Source organism: Gulosibacter chungangensis, assembly GCF_008831155.1.
Taxonomy (GTDB): domain Bacteria; phylum Actinomycetota; class Actinomycetes; order Actinomycetales; family Microbacteriaceae; genus Gulosibacter; species Gulosibacter chungangensis.
Genome location: NZ_WBKB01000004.1, coordinates 46,204 through 68,432, shown reverse-complemented (window position 1 = coordinate 68,432; position 22,229 = coordinate 46,204). Strand labels below are relative to the sequence as shown.

The 22,229-nt window shown below is 62.8% G+C and carries 21 protein-coding genes, 1 tRNA gene and 1 pseudogene; 11 read left to right on the top strand and 12 right to left on the bottom strand.

The annotated features are described in order from the left end of the window. Nucleotides 1–30: 30 nt before the first annotated feature. Nucleotides 31–1,233 (bottom strand): sensor histidine kinase, encoded by a 1,203-nt coding sequence (locus F8O05_RS07535; RefSeq protein ID WP_158052141.1) that lies wholly within the window; start codon nt 1,231–1,233, stop codon nt 31–33. 197 nt (nt 1,234–1,430) lie between these two features. Between F8O05_RS07535 and phoU the strand changes: the two genes are divergently transcribed. Continuing rightward, the gene (gene phoU, locus F8O05_RS07530) at nt 1,431–2,096 is read left to right on the top strand and encodes a phosphate signaling complex protein PhoU (RefSeq protein WP_158052140.1); all 666 of its coding nucleotides are present in this window, start codon (nt 1,431–1,433) and stop codon (nt 2,094–2,096) included. A 143-nt stretch (nt 2,097–2,239) separates the two neighbouring features. Here the strand turns inward: phoU and F8O05_RS07525 are convergent, their stop codons facing one another. From F8O05_RS07525 to F8O05_RS07510, 4 genes are all read right to left on the bottom strand, one after another. Next, nucleotides 2,240–2,995 carry a phosphoglyceromutase gene (locus F8O05_RS07525; RefSeq protein WP_158052139.1) on the bottom strand — a complete coding sequence of 252 codons (756 nt, stop codon included), beginning with the start codon at nt 2,993–2,995 and terminating at the stop codon, nt 2,240–2,242. A 49-nt stretch (nt 2,996–3,044) separates the two neighbouring features. After that, nucleotides 3,045–4,241, bottom strand: coding sequence for a CAF17-like 4Fe-4S cluster assembly/insertion protein YgfZ (gene ygfZ, locus F8O05_RS07520; RefSeq protein ID WP_158052138.1), 1,197 nt, complete (start codon nt 4,239–4,241; stop codon nt 3,045–3,047). Nucleotides 4,242–4,250: 9 nt separating this feature from the next. After that, complete coding sequence (locus F8O05_RS07515; protein WP_158052137.1) at nt 4,251–4,886, bottom strand: FABP family protein; 636 nt, start codon at nt 4,884–4,886, stop codon at nt 4,251–4,253. Nucleotides 4,887–5,152: 266 nt separating this feature from the next. Next, nucleotides 5,153–5,431, bottom strand: coding sequence for a hypothetical protein (locus F8O05_RS07510; protein ID WP_158052136.1), 279 nt, complete (start codon nt 5,429–5,431; stop codon nt 5,153–5,155). Nucleotides 5,432–5,604: 173 nt separating this feature from the next. Here F8O05_RS07510 and mshD point away from each other — a divergent pair, with 173 nt between their 5' ends. From mshD to pstB, 7 genes are all read left to right on the top strand, one after another. Further along, nucleotides 5,605–6,477, top strand: a complete 873-nt coding sequence (mshD, locus tag F8O05_RS07505; RefSeq protein ID WP_158052135.1) for a mycothiol synthase — start codon at nt 5,605–5,607, stop codon at nt 6,475–6,477. Nucleotides 6,478–6,632: 155 nt separating this feature from the next. Next, nucleotides 6,633–8,747, top strand: a complete 2,115-nt coding sequence (locus F8O05_RS07500; RefSeq protein WP_158052134.1) for an RNA degradosome polyphosphate kinase — start codon at nt 6,633–6,635, stop codon at nt 8,745–8,747. A gap of 57 nt (nt 8,748–8,804) precedes the next feature. Continuing rightward, nucleotides 8,805–9,764, top strand: a complete 960-nt coding sequence (locus F8O05_RS07495; RefSeq protein WP_158052133.1) for an NUDIX hydrolase — start codon at nt 8,805–8,807, stop codon at nt 9,762–9,764. A gap of 150 nt (nt 9,765–9,914) precedes the next feature. Next, the gene (gene pstS / locus F8O05_RS07490; RefSeq protein WP_158052132.1) at nt 9,915–11,021 is read left to right on the top strand and encodes a phosphate ABC transporter substrate-binding protein PstS; all 1,107 of its coding nucleotides are present in this window, start codon (nt 9,915–9,917) and stop codon (nt 11,019–11,021) included. 160 nt (nt 11,022–11,181) lie between these two features. Further along, nucleotides 11,182–12,150, top strand: coding sequence for a phosphate ABC transporter permease subunit PstC (pstC, locus tag F8O05_RS07485; protein ID WP_158052131.1), 969 nt, complete (start codon nt 11,182–11,184; stop codon nt 12,148–12,150). Nucleotides 12,151–12,160: 10 nt separating this feature from the next. Beyond that, nucleotides 12,161–13,309 (top strand): phosphate ABC transporter permease PstA, encoded by a 1,149-nt coding sequence (gene pstA / locus F8O05_RS07480; RefSeq protein WP_158052130.1) that lies wholly within the window; start codon nt 12,161–12,163, stop codon nt 13,307–13,309. A 36-nt stretch (nt 13,310–13,345) separates the two neighbouring features. Then, nucleotides 13,346–14,125 (top strand): phosphate ABC transporter ATP-binding protein PstB, encoded by a 780-nt coding sequence (pstB, locus tag F8O05_RS07475; RefSeq protein WP_158052129.1) that lies wholly within the window; start codon nt 13,346–13,348, stop codon nt 14,123–14,125. Here pstB and F8O05_RS07470 read toward each other — a convergent pair. From F8O05_RS07470 to F8O05_RS07460, 3 genes are all read right to left on the bottom strand, one after another. Then, nucleotides 14,122–16,356: a YhgE/Pip domain-containing protein gene (locus F8O05_RS07470; protein ID WP_158052128.1), complete on the bottom strand. Its 2,235-nt coding sequence runs from the start codon at nt 16,354–16,356 to the stop codon at nt 14,122–14,124. The genes pstB and F8O05_RS07470 overlap by 4 nt on opposite strands. A 146-nt stretch (nt 16,357–16,502) precedes the next feature. Beyond that, the gene (locus F8O05_RS07465) at nt 16,503–17,138 is read right to left on the bottom strand and encodes a TetR/AcrR family transcriptional regulator (RefSeq protein WP_158052127.1); all 636 of its coding nucleotides are present in this window, start codon (nt 17,136–17,138) and stop codon (nt 16,503–16,505) included. 338 nt (nt 17,139–17,476) lie between these two features. Beyond that, nucleotides 17,477–18,103 (bottom strand): DNA-directed RNA polymerase subunit beta, encoded by a 627-nt coding sequence (locus F8O05_RS07460; protein WP_158052126.1) that lies wholly within the window; start codon nt 18,101–18,103, stop codon nt 17,477–17,479. A 109-nt stretch (nt 18,104–18,212) separates the two neighbouring features. Here F8O05_RS07460 and F8O05_RS07455 point away from each other — a divergent pair, with 109 nt between their 5' ends. From F8O05_RS07455 to F8O05_RS15165, 3 genes are all read left to right on the top strand, one after another. Further along, nucleotides 18,213–19,046 (top strand): protein-disulfide reductase DsbD, encoded by an 834-nt coding sequence (locus F8O05_RS07455; protein ID WP_158052125.1) that lies wholly within the window; start codon nt 18,213–18,215, stop codon nt 19,044–19,046. A gap of 10 nt (nt 19,047–19,056) precedes the next feature. Beyond that, a tRNA-Lys gene (locus tag F8O05_RS07450) sits at nt 19,057–19,130 on the top strand. Between the two features lie 88 nt (nt 19,131–19,218). Beyond that, nucleotides 19,219–19,344, top strand: a complete 126-nt coding sequence (locus F8O05_RS15165) for a hypothetical protein (protein ID WP_263970280.1) — start codon at nt 19,219–19,221, stop codon at nt 19,342–19,344. A 399-nt stretch (nt 19,345–19,743) separates the two neighbouring features. Here the strand turns inward: F8O05_RS15165 and F8O05_RS15280 are convergent. The 4 genes and pseudogenes from F8O05_RS15280 to F8O05_RS07425 form a co-directional block, all read right to left on the bottom strand. Beyond that, a pseudogene (locus F8O05_RS15280) lies at nt 19,744–20,790 on the bottom strand (recombinase family protein); the annotation flags it as partial. A gap of 163 nt (nt 20,791–20,953) precedes the next feature. Continuing rightward, nucleotides 20,954–21,145, bottom strand: coding sequence for a hypothetical protein (locus F8O05_RS07435; protein ID WP_130455668.1), 192 nt, complete (start codon nt 21,143–21,145; stop codon nt 20,954–20,956). Beyond that, nucleotides 21,142–21,750 (bottom strand): hypothetical protein, encoded by a 609-nt coding sequence (locus F8O05_RS07430; protein WP_130455666.1) that lies wholly within the window; start codon nt 21,748–21,750, stop codon nt 21,142–21,144. Before F8O05_RS07430 ends, F8O05_RS07435 begins: the two co-directional genes overlap by 4 nt. Before the next feature lie 9 nt (nt 21,751–21,759). Further along, nucleotides 21,760–22,224 (bottom strand): single-stranded DNA-binding protein, encoded by a 465-nt coding sequence (locus F8O05_RS07425; RefSeq protein WP_158052124.1) that lies wholly within the window; start codon nt 22,222–22,224, stop codon nt 21,760–21,762. Nucleotides 22,225–22,229 lie beyond the last annotated feature (5 nt).

Genomic DNA, 22,229 nt, shown 5'->3' with positions numbered 1-22,229 from the left:
GGGCTAACGGTTGGTAAACACATCGAATTTTCAGTCTCGATCGGGCGAAAATTTTGGCAGCTGAATCGGCGAGGTCTGCTCCGCTTCGTACCGCACCGGCTCCTCACGAAGCGAGTCAATGAGCGGTATCCGAATCGTGAAGGTCGAGCCTTCCTCCGGCTTCGACCACACCCGGATTTCGCCACCGTGATTCTCCACAATGTGTCGCACGATACTCAGCCCGAGTCCGGTGCCACCGGTATTTCTTGACCGGGCTGCATCCACCCGATAGAAGCGTTCGAAAATGCGCTGCTGGTCTGCGTCACTAATGCCAATCCCCTGGTCCGCCACCGAGATCTCCAGCACATCCTCGGTCTTGCGCATGCCGAGACCCACACTGGAATTCTCTGGCGAATAGGTAATCGCATTCGTAATCAGATTTTGCACGCACATAAGAAGGAAGGAATCATCGCCCCAGACCTTGGCATCGGGGGCGGTCTTCGCCCGCACTCGAATTCCCTTCGCCTCTGCGGGCACGCGCGTGAGGTCGATGGCCTGCTCGACAACCTCGGCCATGTCGACCACCGCCGCGTTTTCGAGGGTGTCCATGGCTTGCAGTCGACTGAGGTCAATTAGCTCCCGCGTAAGGCGAGCCAGCCGATCGGTCTCCACGAGCATCCGCCCCGCGAAATACCGCACCTGTTCGGTGTCATCCGCGGCTTCCTGGACGGCTTCGGCCAGCAGCGTCACCGCCCCGATTGGGGTTTTCAATTCGTGCGAGACATTCGCGACGAAGTCCCGGCGCACTTCCTCGACGCGGATGGACTCGGTGATGTCTTGCGCGAGCGTCAGGATGAATCGCGGGGCCAACTGGGTCGAACGAATCCGGTATTGCACGCCCGCGGAACCGTATCGGCCACGGGGCACGATTTTTGTCGCTTCGACCGGTTGCTCGCTCTCCCAGGCCTTGGATGCAACCGGCACGAGGATGGGCGCAAGTCGCCCATTGCGAGTAACGAGGCCCGCCTTGGTGGCCCCGAAGCTGGAGCGAATGACCTGATGCGAGGGGTCGGAAACGATCGCGGTTTGGGGCAAGGCCGCGAGAACTTCCTCAACATCCGCGGAAATCACCGGCTGCGCCAGCGCAGCTGCTTGGGATCGCGCGCGCACTATTACGTAGACCACCGCGGCAATGACGAGGCCAACCACGATCCCGAGTCCAACGCTTGCATATATGGCCCCTGCCGTACTCATACAGCAACTGTAGAGCAGCAGCGGAACTGGTGGTTTCAACTGGGCGGCGCAGCGCAGATTAACAAATGGTTACCGGCAGGACACCGCGTAGACAACTCCGCCGGGTAGCTTCGCAAATCGATACATTCCCGGTTCTTCCCCGCTAGGGTTCAAGGAAGCTGATTAAGTTCCACCCAGCAACACACTAAAGGATGCCAATGCGCGAAGTATTCCAGCAAGAACTTGCCGAAGTTCAGTCCGGCCTGATTGCAATTTCAAAGGATGTGCACTCGGCAATCACCCGTGCGACTGCGGCATTTACATCGTCTGATGTGTCGCTCGCCGACGAGGTGATCGGTGACGACCTCAAGATCGACGAGAAGACCATCCACGTCGATGACCTCGGTGTCGAGATCCTGTTGATGCAGTCGCCGGTGGCTCGTGACCTGCGCTTTATCGTCGCAACGATGCGGATGACCGCGGCCTTGGAGCGGATGGGTGACCTCGCCGCACACGTCGCTCAGCTCGCACGCATGCGCTACCCGGACCGCTCCGCGCCCACTGATCTGCACGACCACTTCCAGCGCGTCGGTGAGCTCGATGTCGCTCAAGCTGACCGCGTGATGCGACTGTTGGAGACTGAAGACTCCGACCTGATCGACGAGATCATCGCTGCGGATGACGCTGTGGATCAGATCCACAAGGAGGTCCTGCAGTTCCTCACCAAGCACGAGCAGGCCGGGGATGCGCCCGTCGCGCAGATTGTGGATGCCACCCTCGCGAACCGCTACTTCGAGCGCTTCTCCGATCATGCGGTGAGCATCGCCCGCCGGATGCGGTACATGCAGGAAGGTACGCTCGACGAGATCGAGCCCGGCGAGTAACCGGTAGTCGTAGCCTCACGCGCAGAAAGATAGCTCCGGCCATTTGGCCGGAGCTATCTTTCTGCGCCGAGTTTCTCCGCCGAGTTTTTACGCCAAGTTTCTACGTGGTGTCAGACTGCGCTATCAGACTGCGCTCACTGGGGTTATTTCTTCTCGCCCTGGCTGGCTACCGCGGCGGCCCCGGCGGCTGCAGCTTCGGGGTCGAGGTAGGCGGCGGGCTCAACCGGCTTGAGCGTTTCGGGGTCGAGCTTGTAGACGAGCGGGATACCGGTCGGAATGTTGAGGCCCGCGATCTCGTCGTCGGAGATCCCATCCAGGTGCTTCACCAGCGCACGCAGCGAGTTGCCGTGGGCGGCGACCATCACGGTCTTGCCGGCGCGCAGGTCGGCGGCGATATCCGATTCCCAGTAGGGCAGCAGTCGCTCGAGCACGTCCTTGAGGCACTCGGTGCGGGGCAGTTCGTCCCCGAGCCCGGCATAGCGCGGGTCGCCGACCTGCGACCACTCGCTGTCGTCCGCGAGCGCGGGCGGCGGGGTGTCATAGGAACGCCGCCAGGTCATGAACTGCTCTTCACCGAACTCGTCGCGGATCTGAGCTTTGTCCTTACCCTGCAGGGCACCGTAGTGGCGCTCATTCAGTCGCCAGTCACGCTTCACGTCGATCCAGCCGAGCCCGGCGGTCTTCAGGGCAATATTTGCGGTGTCGATCGCGCGCGTGAGTCGCGAGGTGTAGAGGATGTCGGGCGCGAGGCCCGCTTCGTGCAGGAGTTCGCCGGCGCGGACAGCTTCGGCCCGGCCCTTCTCGGTGAGGTTCACGTCGACCCAGCCGGTGAACAGGTTCTTTTCATTCCATTCGCTCTGGCCGTGGCGGACCAGGATGAGCGTCAGCGGTGCGTTCATGCTCCCAGCCTAGTCGGAAGCCGGTAAACGATTCCCGTACCGCGGCGCATTATTTCGCGATACGACGGCGAAGATTCTTGGGGATGCTCACGGCGCTACCCGAGTCGGGACTCACGATCACCGTCTGGAAGGCCGCAAGTTGTTCCACCGGCGGCTGCTCGACCGAGTCATCGGCGACACCCGTTGCCGTGTCAGCAATCAGCGGCGCTTCTTCAGCCAGTTCCACGAGCAGTTGCGCGGTCGGATCCACTACGCGCTTGAGCAGTGCCAGCGCGATCGGACCGTCCTCATAGTGGTTCACGGCGCTGGTCACCCGCCCCACCGGGCGGCCCTCGGGATCGCTCGCGAGGTGAATGAGCGAACCCTTGGCGGGCAGTCGCCCGTCGGTGCCTTCCAGGTCGAGCCGCACGAGCCGACGCGGCGGATGCCCGAGATTGTGCACCTTCGCGATGGTCTCTTGCCCGCGATAGCAGCCCTTATTGAGGTGCACCGCGGAGCGCAGCAGGTCGAGTTCGTGCGGAATTACCCGCTCATCAAATTCATACGCCTGCCTCGGACGCCAGGCGGCTACCCGCAGGCCGTTGAGTGCCATCGCTCCCGCGCCAGCAAGCTCTCCCGCACGAATGCGTTCGACGATCGCCTCGCGACCTGCCGCATCCACGAGGTGGAGCGACAGCGGGAAGCCGTGGCCGGGGTGATCTGCCGGCGCAACGGCGGCGTAGCTCACCGCACCGGCCACGCCCTCAGTCCACGGGTCGTGCCAGATCAGCGGCACGCCGTGGGGTGCGTAGGCGCCGAGGTCCTTGTCCCCGAGCGTGGCAATCGCAAATATCTCCGCCGAACGATCGGTCACGGCCACGCGCATCCGGAAGCGCATCCGGTGCAGCCATTCCGCGAGCCCCGGGCCGAGATCGGGCTCGGCAATCAGCCACACCGAACTGCCGTCATCGACCATGCCGAAGGCGTATTCGATGCGCCCTTGGGGGCTCAGCAGCAGGTTCTCGGCGCTTTCACCGGGTTGGAGCCCAGCGACCGACTGTGTGGTGAGCGAATCGATCCAGGTGAGCCGATCTTCACCGGCCACCTCGATGATCGCGAGGTGCGAGCAGTCCACCACCGCTGCGCCGCGCGCGAACTCGCGCTGTTCGCGCAGCGGTACGCCGCCATAGTGTGCGGCCACGCCCGCGTCGGGTTCGGCGGCAGCGATTGCGCCGGGCAGACCGAGGAAAGGTGATTCGGTAGTCATGCCGCCACCCTAGTGGGCGGCAGTGGTGGATTCATCAGCCTCGACCCGCGCGAGTTCGGCTGACGCGTGGGTGGCCAGTTCATCCTGCCCGAGTGCCTTGATATTCCAGAGCCAGAACATCTTGTTGTTCACAAGTCCGTACATGCGAGTCGCGGCTCGGTAGTCCTCGGCATTTTTCGAGCTGAGGATGCCGTTGGTCGCGAGATCGACTCGTGGCCCGCGGATCATCCCGTAATAGTGCTCGGAGATACCGGTGGGATGCACGATCGCCACTTCGAGGTCAAAGCCACCTTCATCATTGCGAAGTGTTTCGACCGTCTCGGCATTGTGCATTGTGGGGCTCTCGCTCGGCGGCAGGAACCCCGGGCCAACATCGCCCGCATCCCGCTGGCGCGAGAGCCGCCAAAACCCGGTCTCCGCAGTCAGCGGCGAAGCCTCGTCTGACTCCTCATCGAGGAGCCAGACCTTCGAGTGATACTCGAGGTAGGGCAGATCATCGTGCCGGAAGGTCACACGCTGCCGGAAGGGATGCTTGCGCAGCTCCCCATCGACCTCGTATTCGACCATGCCGGTGCCTTCCCAGGTACCGATGAGCCAGTACAGCGGCACCAGCTCGGGTTGCAGACCGACCGGAATTTCAATCATTGGCGGTGAGTGCCCTAAGTGGTAGGACTACGCCTGGCCCTTGAAGAGGCGACGCAGCACGACGACGGCGGTGCCGAGGATGCCAACCATGGCGGCACCAAGAAGGCCCATGAACAGGATCTCGAAGAACATTTCCATGCCTCAAGCTTACCCCGGGTTAGGCAGACAAAGTGCCAGCCAAAGTAACCCTGACCTTAGTTTCACGAGGGCACAGTTTCACGAGGGCACAGTTTCGCGAGGGCGCTCCCGCTAGAGCGCTACGACAGCTAGAGGGCTACCACCGCGTGGCCACCGAGCAGCACAAAGATCAGCGAGGCGATACCGAGGATGATCGCGGCGCCGCTCATGCTCAGGGCCATGCGGTGAATGAAGCCTACCGCCTTGGCGCTGCCGAGTTGCAGCAGGGCGGTGACCAGCACCAGCATCAGCATGGTGATCGGTACCCAGGCCAGCTGCCGGTCGGGATCGGCAAGCAGACCGATGCCCACGGCGGCAAAGACCGCCGCGAGCCAGATCACTCCGATACTCAAGTGCTCCCGGGTCATGGCACAAGTATGACGCATGAAATTGCCCGCGCAGGGTTTCCGGAAGCTCTCCTTCTATAAGCTGAACACACAGCACTCGCGAAGCAGCGGCACCGGCATCGGCGCACGGCTGCGGCGGGACCGGATGCACGAGCCCCGGCACGGTCAACGGGGCCATACGAGAGGATGCAGCAATGCCAGTGAAAGCGGTAGCAGGCGACACAATCACGGATGCATTCCCGAAATTCGCGAAGACAGTGGAACTCAGTGATGGCGTCGCGGCCTTCAACGAAGACACCGTGCTGAACCTCGGTGACCGCGAAGCCCACACCGTCGAAATTGATGGCGACCTTGCGGCGCTCGCCCTGAGCCACCGACTCGAGGACGGCACCCTCGAGAGCGAGTTGGCCGTGCATCCCGAACTTCGCGCGCGCGGACTCGGGACGCAACTGCTGCAGGCACTGCGCAACTACGCGCGAGAAACCGGTAACGGCGCCCTGCAGCTGTGGGCTCACGGGAACCTGGCTGGTGCCCAGCAGCTCGCCGGCGGTCAGGGCTTCGCGAATGTGCGGACCCTCTACCAGCTGGAAATGCCGCTGACTGCGGAAGTGGCCGAACCGCAACTGACCGATGGTGAACGCATCCGCAGCTTCGATCGCGAACGCGACGGTGCCGACTGGATTGCGTTGAACGCCCAGGTCTTTGCGACGCATCCCGAACAGGGCGCGCTACAGCTGGCCGACCTGGATGCGCGGATCGCGCAGGACTGGTTCGACGCGGAAGACTTCCTCATTTTGGAATCGAGTCGCGGTGAGATGCTCGGCTATAACTGGCTCAAGGTGACCCCCGAAGAGGGCGAAATCTATGTCATCGGGGTGGCCGAGAAGGCAGCGGGGCACGGCTATGGCACGGCGTTGATGCTGGCGGGTCTGCAGCGTCTTCGCGAACGCGGCGCGAACACGGTGGCGCTCTATGTGGACGGTGAAAACGAGCGCGCGGTGGCGCTCTACCGTCGACTCGGGTTCACCGAGCGGACCGTCGACGTGCAGTACCGCGCGAACCGGTAGGACGCGTGAACCGCTCGTGGGCAAGCGAACCCAATTGTTCACCTGCATCCGCTATCTCCATAGCTATATTTCTGTATCCAATGTCCGTATCTAATTGATTGCGATTTTCTGCCCGCACTCACGCCGCATCCCGCGTGATTGAAAGGATCCCCGCCATGGACCAGGCCTCGATCACCCCCGTTAGCGAGTTTGGACTCGAACGCTATATCGACCGCGAATTGAGCTGGCTCGCGTTCAATCAGCGTGTGCTCGAACTCGGCGAAGCGGCAGACACGCCGCTGCTCGAACGCTGCAACTTCCTCGCGATCTTCCCCTCGAACCTCGACGAATGGTTCATGGTGCGGGTGGCGGGGCTCAAGCGCCGCATCGACACGGGCCTGGACAAGCCCACCGCGGCGGGCCTGTCCTCCCGGGAACTGCTGCGGCAGATTCGCGCCAAAGCACGCGAACTGCAGTTGCGCCACGCGGAAATGTTCAATCAGGAGGTCCGTCCGGCCCTGGCCGAAGAAGGCATCCACATCCTGGGTTGGGATGAACTCAGCTCGCAGCAGCAGGAGCGGCTCACGGATCTCTTCGCGACCCAGGTGTTCCCCGTGCTGATGCCCCTCGCGGTGGACCCGGCGCATCCTTTCCCCTATATTTCGGGGCTCTCCCTGAACCTGTCCGTGCGGGTCAAGAACCCGATGACCGAGCGAATCGAGTTTGCCCGTCTGAAGGTGCCGCCGGTTCTCCCCCGACTCTTTGAACTCGATTCACCCGAGGGGCAGACCTGGTACATCCTGCTCGAAGATCTCATTGCTCAGCACCTCGATTCCCTCTTCCCCGGCATGGAAGTCGTCGACCACCACGCCTTCCGCGTGACCCGCAACGAGGACATGCTGATTGAAGAAGACGAAACCGAAAACCTCTTGCAGGCTCTCGAAAAGGAACTGCTGCGGCGCCGGTTTGGTCCGCCGATCCGGCTGGAAGCCTCGGACGACATGGATGAGGAGACCCTCGACATCCTTAAGGCCGAGCTCGACATCACCAATGACGAAGTGGCCGTACTTCCCGGGCCGCTGGATCTGAGCGCGCTGTTTGCCCTCGGGAAGATCAACCGCCCGGACCTCAAATTTGCCCCGCAGATTCCCGTGACGGTCGCGGAATTCCGTACCTCGGATTCGGACGAAGAGGCGGATATCTTCCGTGCCATCGCCGAACGGGACGTGCTCGTGCACCACCCCTACGAATCCTTCTCAACGAGCGTGCAGGCCTTCGTGGAGCAAGCTGCGGATGACCCGGATGTGCTCGCAATCAAACAGACCCTGTACCGCACCTCGGGCGACTCCCCAATCATTGCGGCGCTGATTAAGGCCGCAGAGTCGGGCAAGCAAGTGCTCGCGCTCGTGGAGATCAAAGCTCGCTTTGACGAGCAGAACAATATTGTCTGGGCACGCAAGCTTGAAAAGGCCGGCGTGCACGTGGTCTACGGGCTCGTGGGACTGAAGACCCACTGCAAGTTGTTGCAAGTGATCCGCCGCGAAGACGGCAAGCTGCACGCCTACAACCACATTGGCACCGGCAACTACAACCCGAAAACCTCCCGCATTTATGAGGACCTCGGGCTCTTCACCGATGACGAGGAAGTTTCGGGCGACATCACGCGCCTGTTCAACCAGCTCTCGGGCTACGCCATCGAGCGCGACTTCAAGCGCCTCCTCGTCGCTCCCCTGCACCTGCGCCCCGGGCTGCATGAACTCATTGAGAAGGAGCGACAGGCAGCGCTTCGTGGGGAACCGAGCCGCATCCGCATCAAGGTGAATTCGATGGTGGATGAAGCGCTCACCGACGCGCTCTATGAGGCAAGCCAGGCGGGGGTCCCGGTAGACATTTGGGTGCGCGGTATTTGCTGCGTACGGCCCGGCGTGCCCGGACTGAGCGACAATATTCGCGTCCGCTCTGTCGTGGGACGAAACCTCGAGCACTCGCGCATCTTCAGCTTCCACAACGGTGGCGACACGCAGATCTACATCGGCTCGGCCGACATGATGCACCGCAACCTCGACCGCCGCATCGAAGCCCTCGTGCGCTTGAGCGACCCCGACCACATCCGGCTCGTCACCGAGCTCTTTGATCTCGGGATGTCCGACGAGTCCGCCACCTGGCACCTCGCCGCCGACGGCACCTGGGCCCGCCACCACCTCGATGCCGAAGGCCGCCCGCTCACCGATGTCCACAACGAGGTGATGCGCCGCACGGCCGCACGACCGCGACGCCACACGCTGCGGTAGGCTGCGCATCCGGCCGGCTGGTCTTTGCGATAGCTCGTCTTTGCGATAATCGACGGCGTGAGCTCTTCCAAGACTAAAAATTCCACCGTCTATGCCGCCGGCGCACTCGTCTGGCGGCAAGACGGGGATGAATTCCACACCCTCGTGATTCATCGTGCCTATCACGGCGACTACTCGCTGCCCAAGGGCAAGGTGGATGCTGGTGAAACGCTGCCCGAGACCGCCGCGCGTGAGGTTTGGGAAGAGACCGGTCTTCGTGTCGCCCTCGGCGTGCCGCTAACCCTCGTGGAATACACCCTCCCCGGCGGTCGGCCGAAGGAAGTGCACTATTGGGCCTGCGAAGTGACCCGCGAACAGTGGGAATCGCACCGCTTCGAGCCCAATGACGAGGTGGACCGCATCGAGTGGGTCCCCCTCGAGGCCGCCGAACAGCAGCTCACCTATCAGCGCGACCGCGAACTCGTAGCCGAGTTTCGCGCGCTCGCCGAGACTGGCCGGGCCCGGACCTTCCCGGTGATTCTGCTCCGCCACGCGAAGGCCGTGCCCGCGCACGCCTGGACCGGCGAAGACGAAACCCGCCCGCTCACCGCGCGCGGGCAGGCCCAGGCCGCGCAGATCGTACCGATTCTGCAGGCCTACGGCCCCGAGACACTGGTCACCTCCACCGCGGTGCGCTGTCGCGCGACCCTCGCGCCCTTCGCCGACGCGACAACGACCACTCCGAGCAGTGCACGCATCCTCTCGCAATCGGCCGCACCGCTCGACGGTGAGGTGCGCGAATTGGTCTCAGAAATGCTCCTCGAGGGGCACGGCGTGGTGATCTGCAGCCACTCACCGGTGATGCCCGATCTGGTTGACGCGGTGGCACGGCTCACTGGCACCGCCTCGAAGGAGCTGAGCAAGCGGGCGCTGCTCTCGACCGCGGAGGCCACAATTTTTCACCTGCACGAAGGCCCGTCGCGGACCGAGTCACAGATCGAATTGATTGCAACAGAAACCGTCGGAACACTCATTTAATGGACCGAGTCCGGCATGATTGTGCGGAAGTTACCCCACCTGTTAACCTTGCGTTCACCCGTTAGGGGCCGACGCGTCACCCATGCCCCATAAGTTCGCACGCGGATCCAATCAGATTCTCAGCAACGTTTCTTATGGAGGAAACTTTCAATGAAGCTTTCGCGTGTAGGCACCTCTGTTGCCATGACCGCAATTGCCGCTCTCGCTCTCGCTGGCTGCGCCGGCGGTGGCGACACGGGCTCGACCACTGACAGCACGGGCGCCGAATCTCAGGGTCTGACGGGCGAACTCAACGCCACCGGCGCCTCCTCGCAGGAGCTCGCACAGCTCAACGGCTGGATCCCCGGCTTCACTCAGGTTGAAAGCGGCGTGACGGTCAACTACACCGCAACCGGTTCGGGTACCGGCCGCGACAACTTCGTCGCCGGCACCTCGGACTTCATCGGTTCGGACCGTGCCTTCAAGCTCGACGAGATCGAGGCGGAGTCCTTCCCCGTCTGCGCCGAAGGTTCGGACCTGGTGGAGTTCCCCGCATACATCTCCCCGATCGCGGTTGCCTTCAACCTTCCTTCGGTTGACACCCTGAACCTCGACGCCACCGTGCTCTCGCAGATCTTCTCGGGCGAGATCACCACGTGGAACGACCCGGCCATCGCCGAGCTGAACGCCGACGCTGACCTGCCGGACACCGCAATCAACCCGGTTCACCGCGGTGACGCATCGGGTACCACCGGTAACTTCCTGTCCTACCTCGAAGCTGCTGCTCCCGAGGCCTGGACCTTCGGTACCGAAGACGAGTTCCCCGCTGACCTCGGCGGCGAAGCAGCCCAGCAGACCGCCGGTGTTGCCGCCGCGATCGAGGCTGGCGAAGGCTCGATCGGTTACCTCGACGCTTCGCAGGCTTCCGACCTGCAGGTCGCTGCCATCAAGTCGGGTGAAGGCTTCGTCGAGTACACCCCCGAGGCTGCTGCCGCAGTCGTCGCCGGCTCGCCGCTCGAAGAGGGCCGCGCAGAAACCGACGTGGTGTACGAACTAGACTACACCGGTGTTGAGGGTGGTTACCCGATCGTGCTCGTGTCCTACCTCATCGGTTGCGCTGACTACGCGGATGACGCCAAGGGTGAGCTCGTGAAGGCCTACTTCAACTACATCATCACGCCAGAAGGCCAGGACGCTGCGGTTGCAGCGGCTCAGAACGCGCCGCTTTCGGACGAGCTGCGCGAGCAGGCTCAGACCGCCATCGACGTCATCCAGTAGTAGTTCCGCAGGTCTGCAACATCACTCATTGTGAGCCAATTCGTGCCCGGTGCCGAGCGAATTTCGCCAGCACCGGGCACAGTGGGTTGCCGAACCGCTCCTTCACCGTCACCCTCTTGACCCCCGCAAATCGAATCCGTCCTCCAGGAAGGCTTGTCCGATGACGAGTACTGATACCGCGGCAAAGACGACTGAGGCTGCTCAGTCTCGCACTGCCGTTCGCCGCATCGGTGACATCGTATTCAAAACCATTTCGACCACATCCGGCTCGCTGATTCTCGCGATTCTCGCCGCGGTGTTCCTCTTTCTGCTGGTCCAGGGCCTCCCCGCAATTTTCACGCCGGTGGACCCCGAGAACCACTCAGACAGCTTCCGTGCCGCGACTGGTAGCTTCTGGGGCTACATTGGCCCGCTCGTGTTCGGCACCATCTGGTCTTCCCTCCTCGCGATGATCCTCGCGATCCCCGTCGGCATCTCGGTGGCGCTGTTCATCAGCCACTTCTCGAACCGCAAGTTCCAGGGCGCCTTTGGTTTTGTCATCGACATGCTCGCCGCCGTCCCTTCGGTAGTTTTCGGTCTCTGGGGCATCCTCGTATTCGCTCCCACCGCGGGGCCGCTCTACACCTGGCTCGGCACCCACATGCAGTGGTTCCCGCTGTTCTCGGGTACGCCGCTTGCCAGCGGTCGAAACATGGCCACCGCCGTGGTCGTGCTCGCCATCATGATCCTGCCGATCATCACCTCGCTCACTCGCGAAATCTTCTTGCAAACGCCGCGCCTTCACGAAGAAGCCTCGCTTGCTCTCGGCGCCACCCGCTGGGAGATGGTGCAGCAGGCAGTTTTTCCCTACGCCCGCTCGGGCATCTTTGCCTCCGCCATCCTGGCCCTCGGCCGTGCGCTCGGCGAAACGATGGCCGTCGCCATGGTGCTCTCCGCCTCGGGCCTGGTGACCTTCGAGCTGCTCACCTCACAAAACTCGCAGACCATCGCCGGCCAGATCGCGAACCAGTACCCAGAAGCCTCCGGAATGAACTCCAACACCCTCATTGCCGGTGGTCTGGTGCTCTTCGCCATCACGCTCGCGGTCAACTCACTCGGCCGCTGGATCATCGCGAAGTCGAAGAAGTAGGAACCCGATCATGACTACTACCATCACGCAGACCGCACCGCGGCCGACGAAACACATCGACAGCGCACTCACCGCGGGCCAACTCAAGCCCTGGCAAGGCACCGTTATCCTGATCGGCGCGTTCGCCGCATCCTTCGTGCTGTTCCTGCTGCTGTGGCTCGCCACCGGCGACCCCTTCTACACGGTTGTCGAACGTAGCGGCAAACTCACCGTCAACTTCAACTGGGGCGGCTGGCTTGCCCTCGGTGCGATCGTCTACCTGGTCGCCATCTGGGCCATCGCTCGTGCGGTTGAAGGTCCCCGCCAGGCGACGAACCGCCTCGTGACCGGCATCGTCACCAGCGCCTTCATCCTCGCGATGATTCCGCTGCTCTCGCTGCTGTTTACCCTCGTCGTCAATGGCTGGGAGTGGCTGACCTCGGCCAACTTCTTTAGTAATGACGCGGCCATGCCCGGCCAGCGCGGGGCGCTCCACGCGATCGTGGGTACCGTGCTGATCACCCTCGCGACCAGCGTGCTGGCGGTGCCGATCGGTATCTTCACCGCCATCTACCTCGTCGAATACGGCAACAATAACTGGCTCTCGAAGGCGCTGAACTTCTTCGTCGATGTGATGACCGGTATTCCTTCTATTGTCGCGGGTCTGTTCGCTTTCGCGCTGTTCATGCTCGTCACGAACCTCTCCGGTGGCGACATCACCAAGGTGAACTCCGGGTTTGCGGGTGCGATCGCCCTGCTCGTGCTGATGATCCCGACCGTGGTGCGTTCTTCGGAAGAAATGATCCGACTGGTGCCCCACGACCTGCGCGAGGCCTCCTACGCCCTCGGTGTACCCAAGTGGCGGACGATCGCCAAGATTGTGCTGCCGACCTGCCTGGCGGGTCTCGTCACGGGTGTCCTCCTTGCCATCGCCCGCGTGATCGGTGAGACCGCGCCGCTGATGGTTGCCGCCGGAATGACGATCAACATGAACTGGAACCTCTTCCAGGGCGTGATGTCGGCGCTGCCGACCTTCGTCTACCAGCAGTGGAAGTTCGGCACCGACGAAGGCGAAATGCTCGCCTGGGGCGGCGCGCTCATGCTGCTGCTCATCGTCGTCGTCTTCAACATCATCGGCCGTCTGGTCTCCCACTTCTTCTCCCCCAAGCGCGACCGCTAGGTTGTCCGGGGCAAAAATTCAGTAAAGGATAATTCAGTGGCTAAGCGCATTGAGATCAAAGACCTCAGCATCTACTACGACAAGTTTAAGGCTGTCGAAGACGTCAACATGGTCATCGAGCCCAAGTCGGTTACCGCATTCATCGGTCCCTCCGGCTGTGGCAAGTCGACCGTGCTTCGCACCCTCAATCGGATGCACGAAGTCATCCCCAAGGCCTGGGTTGACGGCAAGGTGCTCCTCGACGGTGACGACCTTTACGGTCAGAACGTCGACCCCGTGAACGTGCGTCGGCAGGTGGGCATGGTGTTCCAGCGGGCAAACCCGTTTCCGACGATGTCGATCAAGGAGAACGTGCTCGCCGGGGTGAAGCTCAACAACAAGCGCATCAGCTCCAAGGATGCCAATGAGCTGGTCGAGAAGTCGCTGCGTGGCGCGAACCTCTGGGAAGAGGTCAAAGACCGTCTCGACGCACCCGGTGGTGGCCTCTCGGGTGGTCAGCAGCAGCGTCTGTGCATCGCTCGCGCGATCGCGGTAAAGCCTGACGTACTGCTGATGGACGAGCCCTGCTCGGCACTCGACCCGATCTCCACGCTCGCGATCGAGGACCTCATCCACGAGCTCAAGCAGGAATACACGATCGTGATCGTGACCCACAATATGCAGCAGGCCACGCGTGTTTCCGACCGCACCGGCTTCTTCAACATTGCGGGCACCGGCAAGCCCGGCAAGCTCATCGAGTTTGACGACACCCGCAATATCTTCGAGAACCCGGCGAACGAGCAGACGCAGGACTACGTCACCGGCCGCTTCGGCTAGTTAGTTTTCCCTGCGGTTGCAGGTTCGGGGCGTGGCTGTGAGGCTGCGCCCCGATTGCTTTTCCCGCCGCCCGGCAGTCGCTGCTCACGGATGCTCTGCTCGCGGATGCGCTGGAGCATGATCGCGAGGGTGGTCGCGACCAGTGCCGCGGCGAGCCACACGAGCAGATACCAAACCGCCTCGGTGACCCCGATCGCGCCACCGGCGATCAGGGAACGGAACCCATCCACCGCGTGGGTCAGTGGCAGCCACGGATTCACGATTTGGAAGAACGCCGGCGTCGTTTGCACCGGGTAGGTGGCGCCCGCCGAAGACAGCTGCAGCACCACCAGAATCAGCGCAATGTACCGTCCCGGTGCGCCGAGCAACGCGATGAGCGCCTGGTTGATGGCGACGAAGGTCAGGCTCGCGAGCAGCATCAGGCCAACGAGCCCCAGCGGGTTGGCGAATTCCACGCCCACCGCATAGTGAATGGTGACAAAGAGCAGCGCGGTCTGGGCCAGTGCCATGAGTGCCCCGGGCAGATAGCTGCGAAGCGCATCCACCACCGCCAGGCCCCGGCCGGTGGCACGCGCCAGCGGTTCTTTCATGAGGTAGAAGCCCATGCCGCCGACCCACAGGCCCAGTGACATGAAGTAGGGCGCCATACCGGCACCGTTCGTGGCGACCTCATTGAGTCGAGTTTCCTCGATCTGCACCGGGTCGGATGCGACTTCACTGAGGCGCTCCGACTCACTATCGCTGTAGGTCGGCACCTCCCCCGCGCCGTCTTCGAGACCGGTCGCAAGGTCTTCACTGCCGTCCACCAGCTGGGTGAGCCCATCGGCAAGCGAAGCGGAGCCATCGGCGGCCGTGACCGTGCCATCCTGCAGCCGCACGGCACCGTCATGCAGTTCTACGGCTCCGTCATAGAGCGTGCTCGTGCCATCGACAAGCGTGGCGATCCCGTCCGCGAGTTCCCCGGATTTATCGGCCAAGGTATCCGCGCCGGTTGCCAGGGTGCTCGTGCCGTCGACCAAGTCACCGGCGCCGCTTGCGACCTGCTGGGCACCGTCGTTCAACGTGTGGACGCTCGAGCTCAGGTCGTCCAGGGCGTCCAGGCCACCGAGATCGAGCGAGTCAAGCCCAGACAGTGCCCCGTCCAGGCCGTCCCGAACCGCGCTGGCGTCTCCGGCGAGCTGCTGCACGAGCTGCTGCTTATCCGCGTCACTCAGGGACTCCCAGTTTGTGACGAGATTCTCGAGGCCGGTAGATATGTCCTCCGCTCCCCCGGTGAGAGTGCCCGCATCCTCGGCAAAGGTGCCCACGCTGTCCGCGAGGGGTGAGACCGACTCGCTCACGGCATCCACCGTATCGGCAAGCTGCTGAGTGCCGTCGGCGACCTGCCCGGCGCCGTCGCGCAGCTGCTGGGCACCGTCGTTGACGTCGCTCGCGCCGGCGGCGAGGTCGGCGGCGCCGTCGTGGAGTGCCGCGCCGCCGTCATTGAGGGTAGCGGCGCCGCTGTTGAGTTGCTGGGCGCCGTCGACGAGCTGCGAGGTCGCCGTCGACAGATCGCCCGTACCGGTGACGAGTTGCCCGAGACCGATATTGAGCTCGCTTGCACCGTCGCTGGCGTCGCCGGCCCCTTCCGAGAGCCGCACCGCCCCGTCGGCAGCATCGGTGAAACCATCATGGGCGGTGTTGAAGCCCGCGTAGATATTGCTCAGGTATTCCGCCGAGACCGAGGATGCAAGCGAATCGGCAACCACCGTACCGATCTGCTTGGCGATCGTGCCCACGAACATATTCGCGCCGTCATTCGTAGCGATGCTCAGTCTTGCCGGGAGAGGATCGTCACCGGCCACCGAAAGCGCATTCGCAGAGAAATCGCTCGGGATGCTGAGCACCGCATAGACGTCCCCGCGTTCAAGTGCCTTCGCGGCGTCCTGAGCCGAGAGCTCTTGCCAACTGAAATTATTTGATTCGGTGCTCGTGAGCAGTTCCTCGGTGAGTTCCGCGCCGAGATCGAGGTGATTGCCGTCGAGCGTGGCTGCTTCATCGGCATTTACGACCGCCGCGGGGATATTCTCAAAGCGGCTTTGCGGGTCGCTGAAGGAGCTCGTCAGCAAGGATGCGTAAATCATCGGGATGGTCGCAAGCCCCAGCAGGATCACGAGCGGCCAGATGCGATTCTTAAGTCGTTCGCTCGCTGCTTTCCTGGCTTTGGGCGCGTGGGTTGACGAATCAGTCATGGTGAAAAATCTGCGATTCTCTCGGTGGTTCACCGAGCGGAAGAATTTGTTTTCGGCGGCTGGCCGAGCAAAAAGTCTCTCGGCAGTCGGCCGAGCGAGGAGTTTTCTCGGCAGTCGCTCGAGCAAGGGTGAGCGCTGGGGATGCGCTAGGGAGCGGCGGCCGTGAAGTCGCGGTCACCGGGGCCAGCAGCAGCCAAGATATTTGCTGCCAGTCGAGCGACCATGGCGTCGAGTTCGTTGTCGCCGGTGAAGTCGGTGGCAAGCCAGCGGACCACCCGCCAAGTGGCTCCGGCGCCGAGGAATTCGGCCCGGGAGCGGGCCTCTCCTGCGGCGAGTCCGTCACCGATGACTGTTCCGATCGGTGAGTGATTGAGGAGTTGGTCGGCGAGAAAATCGATCACCCCGGCAGTGACCTGCACTGCCGCAGGTCCGCGCAGAACGCTGAGGTAGCTCTGCGCATCCTGTTGCAGGGCGCCGAGCAGGATGCGCAATTTCGCCTGCGCGAATTCCTCCCAGGTGCCGCCGAGGCCTTCGGCGGGGATGCGCTCGAAGATGGCGCTGAGTCGGTGCAGCGTGGCGGCGCGCACAAGGTCGGGCACGTCGATGAAGTGCTGATAGAAGGTAGGGCGGCTCACCCCGGCTGCTTTGACGATCTCGGTGATGGATGCAGCGGCGGGGTCGTCGCCGCGATCAAGAACCTCGAGCATGGTCGCCACGAGCGTGTTATATGAGCGCACTGCACGCGGGTCGAGGTCGGTCGACGAGTTGTCTTGAATAGCCACGGAAGCTACTTTACATCTGTAAAATAGAATCTCGCAAGTGGTCTATTGGCTTGAGCAGGTGGTCGATGCCCCGGGTCGGCTCGCTCGAGGAATGCAAGACGCACCCGCGGCGGTGATGCTGCGGGTGCGTTGCGGAAAACTAAAGTGCCAGGCCGCAAAACGCCTCTCGGCGGAAGGCCGCTCGAAGCGGCAAAAATTGGAGCCCGGGGTTATGCGACCTGACTCGACAAGTGTATTGATTCACAAGCTCGATGCAAGCCCGTTCGTCTGAGAGCGAACCACGGAATTTCTCACCCAAACGCTGCGTTATAAGTGCACAACGTCAATGGGCAGAACGGTTAGTCGAGTAGTCCCTTACGCCACAGTCGTGCAGAGGCCGCCAGGTCCTTCGCGAAGCCCAGGTAGCGTGCGGACCGTTTCGTCGCCCGGCTGGCGCGTTCGGGCTCGCTGTGCTCATGGTCCGCTGCGATGCTCGCGCAACCAAGCGACATCACCGAACAAAACGCTGCCGCGCGATCCAATGCATCCTCAAAATCGCCGCTAAATGCGCCGCGGAAGATCGTCTCGGTGAGCGAGCGAATCTCCAGGGGCCCGGTCGGCTCAACCGCACCGGCGACGATGTGGTGGATTGAGGTGTCCACCGACACCCCGCGACGATAGATATAGCTGGAGCTTTCCGGGTCCTGCGCGATTGCCTCGTGGACGAGGTACAGCCGCCACAGTGAACCGGCAAGTGAATGCGGGTTTGCGTTCGACCACAGTTCGGCAAGATCGGCCAAACCGTTGTGACGGGCATAGCCCACGGTGCGTTCAATCACGTCGGGATCGTCTGCTTCCCGAACTCGGTGCAGTAGCGCCTGCGCGGTATTGCGAGCAAGGCGGGATGCGTGGGCGGGGTCTTCTCCCCCAATAAAATTATCGAAGGCGTGGATCGGCATGTTGACCGGTCGATCGAATTTCTCCATGTGTCCCTCCTCTCCAAAAGGCTCGTCGTATAAGTCTGACGGGGTATATCCGGGATCGCGAGCACCGAGCGTGAAATTCCGCGCAGGGCGCACCGATAAGCTGGCAGGCATGGCATTACGCAGCTCATCCTCTGAGAACCCCGTCGAGCCTAGCGCCGACCGCCAAGACTCGCTCAACCCTTCGCCCAGCCAAAGGGCGCTGCCGGAATCTAGTGACAAGCGCCTCACGGCAATTGTTCTGACGGTGATTGTCATTGGAACGATGTTCGCACCTTGGTGGAAGACCACGGGAGAACTTCTTCAGCAGACCACTGAGCTTTCTGGCTGGGATCTGCTTATTCTCGGTTTTGGTGCTGGCGGCTACGCACCGCTCACTGGGTTCAGTGTCTTCGGGAATGTACTTTTCGGTGCGCTGACCACCGTGCCGCTGTTGATCGTGGCAATACTGCTGATTGTTCGGGCGGTGAAGCCTCGTGCCATTCCAGCCAATGTGGTGGCGCTCTGGGCATTGCTTGTAATTCTCACGATTGGCTGGCTGATGGTTCTCGGGTGGGCCCGATTGAATGCCACTCTGGGCATCTTCCCGGTCGACTGGGGCGCTTTGATTGCGGCAATGGCGATGGCGTTCACGGCTGTCGCGATGTGGAACTGGTGGCGTCGTGGTGAACGCGAGTTCTTCCCTCGTCGTGGCTTCCTGCGACGCGCTAACAAGGAACTCGACGAGGCAGAGTCGACCACCATCGATGAGCTGCTCGACGATGAGGAACATTCTGCGAAGGATCTGGCGGGAGCCGCTGCGGGTACAGGTTCGGGTACGGGCTCGGATACGGATGCAGGCTCGGGTATCGATTCGATCGTCGAGGTCGGAGTCGATGCCACCGAAAATGACACGCAATATTCCGACACGACGGCAAGTGACACGGACGAGGAAAAATCACGCTAGTCTATTGGGCGGGCCTATAGCTCAGTTGGTTAGAGCAACGGACTTTTAATCCGTGGGTCGTGGGTTCGAGTCCCACTGGGCCCACCCAAGTGTCGATGTTCAAACATGCGACATCCGCAGGTTTGACATCCTTCCCCGCGCGCACGCTGGCCTCATAGGCCAGCGCTGCCGCGTGGACTGCCGGATCGAGCAGCGTGTCGAACGGCTCACCCGGCTCCGTTTCCACCCGATCGGCGTTCTCGACCTCGTAGACATGGATGCGCTCGAAGAACGCTTGGTTGCAGATGCGCCGGAGTGAGTCATCGATGCTCATGTAGATCGCGTGCATGTCACCGGCCAGAGCGAGGCAGTCTTCGAGGTGTGCTTTGGCCTGATCGTACTCGATCTGCCCTGCATCGATCTGCGCGTCGAGGAACGCGAGCCGGCGTGCGATGCGGTCTTGTTCTTCTTTGAGGAGGTCCAGCGGGACGGCTCCGGCGTGGTGGGCGTGGAGCAGGCTGCGGCGTTCGTCACGGAGCCAGTCGCGCTCGACGGCGTGGGTGTGCCGTTCTGCTTTGTTCGCGGCGTGGAGGTCATCGAACTGGCGCACGAGCATGTGCCGCAGCGCGGTGACGATGTGCTCGGGTATCTGCACGCGCCGGTAGTAGTCCTCGACCTGTCGTTCGATGTGCTCGATCGGCATGGCCTGGCGGACACAGTTCGTGCGCTTGGAGTGCCGGCCTGCGCAGATGAAGTATGGGTAGACGATGCCTTTGCCGTTTTTCGCGTGGGTGACCATCAGACGGGAGCCGCAATCGCCGCAGTACACCGAGCCTTTCAAGTAGTGCTCGTGGGTTTGCGTCTTCTCCCCGGACACCTGGTGCGCGGTGAGGACGTTCTGCACCCGGTACCAGAGCTCCGCGCTCACCAGCGGTTCGTGGAGTCCGTCGTAGCGGGCGCCACGGAAGATCACGTCGCCCTTGTAGTACGGGTTGGAGAGCATCTGCTGGATCGTGGACAGTCCCGGAGCCTTCGCAGGCCGTTTCGGGGTCGGCACGGTCGTGAGGCCACGGTCGACAAGTTCTCTGTGCAGCATCGAGGTCGAGTAGTTCCCCGTCGCGTACGCCTCGAACGCCCACCGCACCAAAGCAGCGCGGTCGGGGTCAGGGATCACGGTGGGGATGTCGCGCCCGAGTTCGTCGCGCTTGTGGACGTTGAGGTAGCCGATGGGGGCGCGACCGACGGTGCCGCCGATGGCGGCTTTCTGGGTCATGCCCTTGGCGACCTCGTTGGCGAGGTTGCGGGAGTAGAACTCCGCGATCGTGGACATGATGCCGTGCAGCAGCATCCCTGACGGGGTCTCGTCAATGTTCTCCGTCGCGGACACGAGGATCACGCCGGCGTCTTTAAGCGCGAGGTGGATCGCTACGTCGTCGGCACGGTTGCGGGCGAGCCGGTCGACTTTGTGGACGATGCAGTACGCGACCTGGTGGGTCTTGACGTACTCGATCATCCGCATCAGTTCTGGCCGGTCGGCCTTGCGTGCGGACTCGCCTGCGTCGATGAACTCCTCCACGACGATCGCGTTCAGATCACGGGCCTTGCGGAGGTTCGCGTCGCGTTGCGCGGGGATCGAGAATCCCTCGTCGCGGCCGCCGCGCTCTGCCTGCTCCTTGGTGGAGACGCGGAGGTAGGAGACGGCGAGGGTGGTGGTCTCACCGAGTCGGTCGATGCTGGTGGGTGGCGCTGGGGGTGCCAGAGTCATGAGTCTTGTTTCCTCTCACCGGAAGGGTGGGAGCCAACGCGACGGCGAAGCGTCACGCGGTGCGACTCGTAAACGGGAAACACGTCCGCCGGAAAGGAACCGGGGTAAGCCACAAGGGCAAAGAGACTGCGCACCCGGCCCGGTAAGGCCGCGGCGTCGGGTTCTATTCTACCTTGTCGGGCTCAGAACGCCCAGGATCGGCGTCATCCGGCGTGGGCGCGTCGTTCGCCTTCGATCTGCTGACCGCCATGCCGAGGAACACCTGCGCGAGCTTGTGCAGGTCAGGTTGACTGCGTGGCACTGCTTTGACGGTGAAGCGTCGATCCTCACCCCGCCTGCGCTCACGCCGGTTCATGGTACTTCTCCCGTGCTCAGGACGAGACCTGCGATGAACTGGTCCTCGGCACGTCGCCGCGCTTCCACATCAGCGTGCATGTATTCCACGAAGTCTTCCTCGCGGTTCGGGATCACGATGTCATCGATGGTGTCGGTGTCGGATTCTCCGGGCCAGGCGATGCGGCGGGTGGGGCGGTCGGTGGTCAGGCGCGTGCCGCAGGCTGCGGTCCAGTGCCGGAGGCGTTCTTGGGCTTCGGTGAAGTCGCGATGCCAGATGAGCATGGCGGAGCCCTTGGCTTCGGGGTGGATCGCGCACAGCCAGTGGATGTGCAACGCGGACAGTTCCCACACCAGTGCCGGGTGGCGGTGCCAGAACGGCGGGCAGACGGCGACAGAGAGGCCGTAGGTGTGGCGAAGCCAGTGCACCCATTCGTTGAGCGCGAGCCATTCTTCTTCTGCGGCGTCGGCGGTGAGGAGATTCCAGTTCACCGGCCCCGGCGGACCCGCCATCCCCTCATCCTCCGCGGTGGAGGGTTCGGTGTCGGGGTCGTAGCTCTCATCGAACTCGTCCTCCGCCACTTCGCCCGGATCAACTTCGCCCGTGTCGGGCAGTTCATCGACCATGATCCGTCCTCACCTTCCGACCGCGGTTGCACCAGCGGGCGCGCGGCGTGGTGCGCCGGGTGACAGTGCAGCGTCCTCGAGTCCGGCATCCAATGAGTCGGTTGCTTGTGTGCGTCGGGGACGGTCGACTGTGTAGCGGGTGCGGGCGAGGTCGTGCCCGATTTTCTTCGCGATGAACTCTTCTGCCTTGACGGTCTGCCCGGTGTCGTCGGTGCGGTCGTAGTGGTGGGTGTAGCCCTCGGCGACGAACTTGTCGCCTTTCGCCAAGCGCTGGTGGGCGCGTTCGGCGGTCTTCCGGAACGCGACGAGGTCGTGGAAGGTGGTCTCGGTCTGCGTGAACGAGCCATCGTCTTCGCGGCGGTAGTGTTCTTGCCCGATCTTCACGAACAGTCGTGCGTCACCTTTCTCGGTGAACGACAGGTGCGGTTCGGAAGCGATGAACCCGGACAGGGACTCTTGTGTGTGGATAGCCATTGGAC

Coding starts and splice junctions, on each gene's coding strand:
- F8O05_RS07430 (WP_130455666.1), bottom strand. CDS start 21,750: ATGGTCGATGAACTGCCCGACACGGGCGAAGTTGATCCGGGCGAAGTG.
- F8O05_RS07435 (WP_130455668.1), bottom strand. CDS start 21,145: ATGAACCGGCGTGAGCGCAGGCGGGGTGAGGATCGACGCTTCACCGTC.
- F8O05_RS07510 (WP_158052136.1), bottom strand. CDS start 5,431: ATGACCCGGGAGCACTTGAGTATCGGAGTGATCTGGCTCGCGGCGGTC.
- F8O05_RS07500 (WP_158052134.1), top strand. CDS start 6,633: ATGGACCAGGCCTCGATCACCCCCGTTAGCGAGTTTGGACTCGAACGC.
- ygfZ (WP_158052138.1), bottom strand. CDS start 4,241: ATGACTACCGAATCACCTTTCCTCGGTCTGCCCGGCGCAATCGCTGCC.
- F8O05_RS07515 (WP_158052137.1), bottom strand. CDS start 4,886: ATGATTGAAATTCCGGTCGGTCTGCAACCCGAGCTGGTGCCGCTGTAC.
- F8O05_RS07535 (WP_158052141.1), bottom strand. CDS start 1,233: ATGAGTACGGCAGGGGCCATATATGCAAGCGTTGGACTCGGGATCGTG.
- mshD (WP_158052135.1), top strand. CDS start 5,605: ATGCCAGTGAAAGCGGTAGCAGGCGACACAATCACGGATGCATTCCCG.
- pstS (WP_158052132.1), top strand. CDS start 9,915: ATGAAGCTTTCGCGTGTAGGCACCTCTGTTGCCATGACCGCAATTGCC.
- F8O05_RS07470 (WP_158052128.1), bottom strand. CDS start 16,356: ATGACTGATTCGTCAACCCACGCGCCCAAAGCCAGGAAAGCAGCGAGC.
- F8O05_RS07425 (WP_158052124.1), bottom strand. CDS start 22,224: ATGGCTATCCACACACAAGAGTCCCTGTCCGGGTTCATCGCTTCCGAA.
- F8O05_RS07525 (WP_158052139.1), bottom strand. CDS start 2,995: ATGAACGCACCGCTGACGCTCATCCTGGTCCGCCACGGCCAGAGCGAA.
- phoU (WP_158052140.1), top strand. CDS start 1,431: ATGCGCGAAGTATTCCAGCAAGAACTTGCCGAAGTTCAGTCCGGCCTG.
- F8O05_RS07455 (WP_158052125.1), top strand. CDS start 18,213: ATGGCATTACGCAGCTCATCCTCTGAGAACCCCGTCGAGCCTAGCGCC.
- pstA (WP_158052130.1), top strand. CDS start 12,161: ATGACTACTACCATCACGCAGACCGCACCGCGGCCGACGAAACACATC.
- pstC (WP_158052131.1), top strand. CDS start 11,182: ATGACGAGTACTGATACCGCGGCAAAGACGACTGAGGCTGCTCAGTCT.
- F8O05_RS07460 (WP_158052126.1), bottom strand. CDS start 18,103: ATGGAGAAATTCGATCGACCGGTCAACATGCCGATCCACGCCTTCGAT.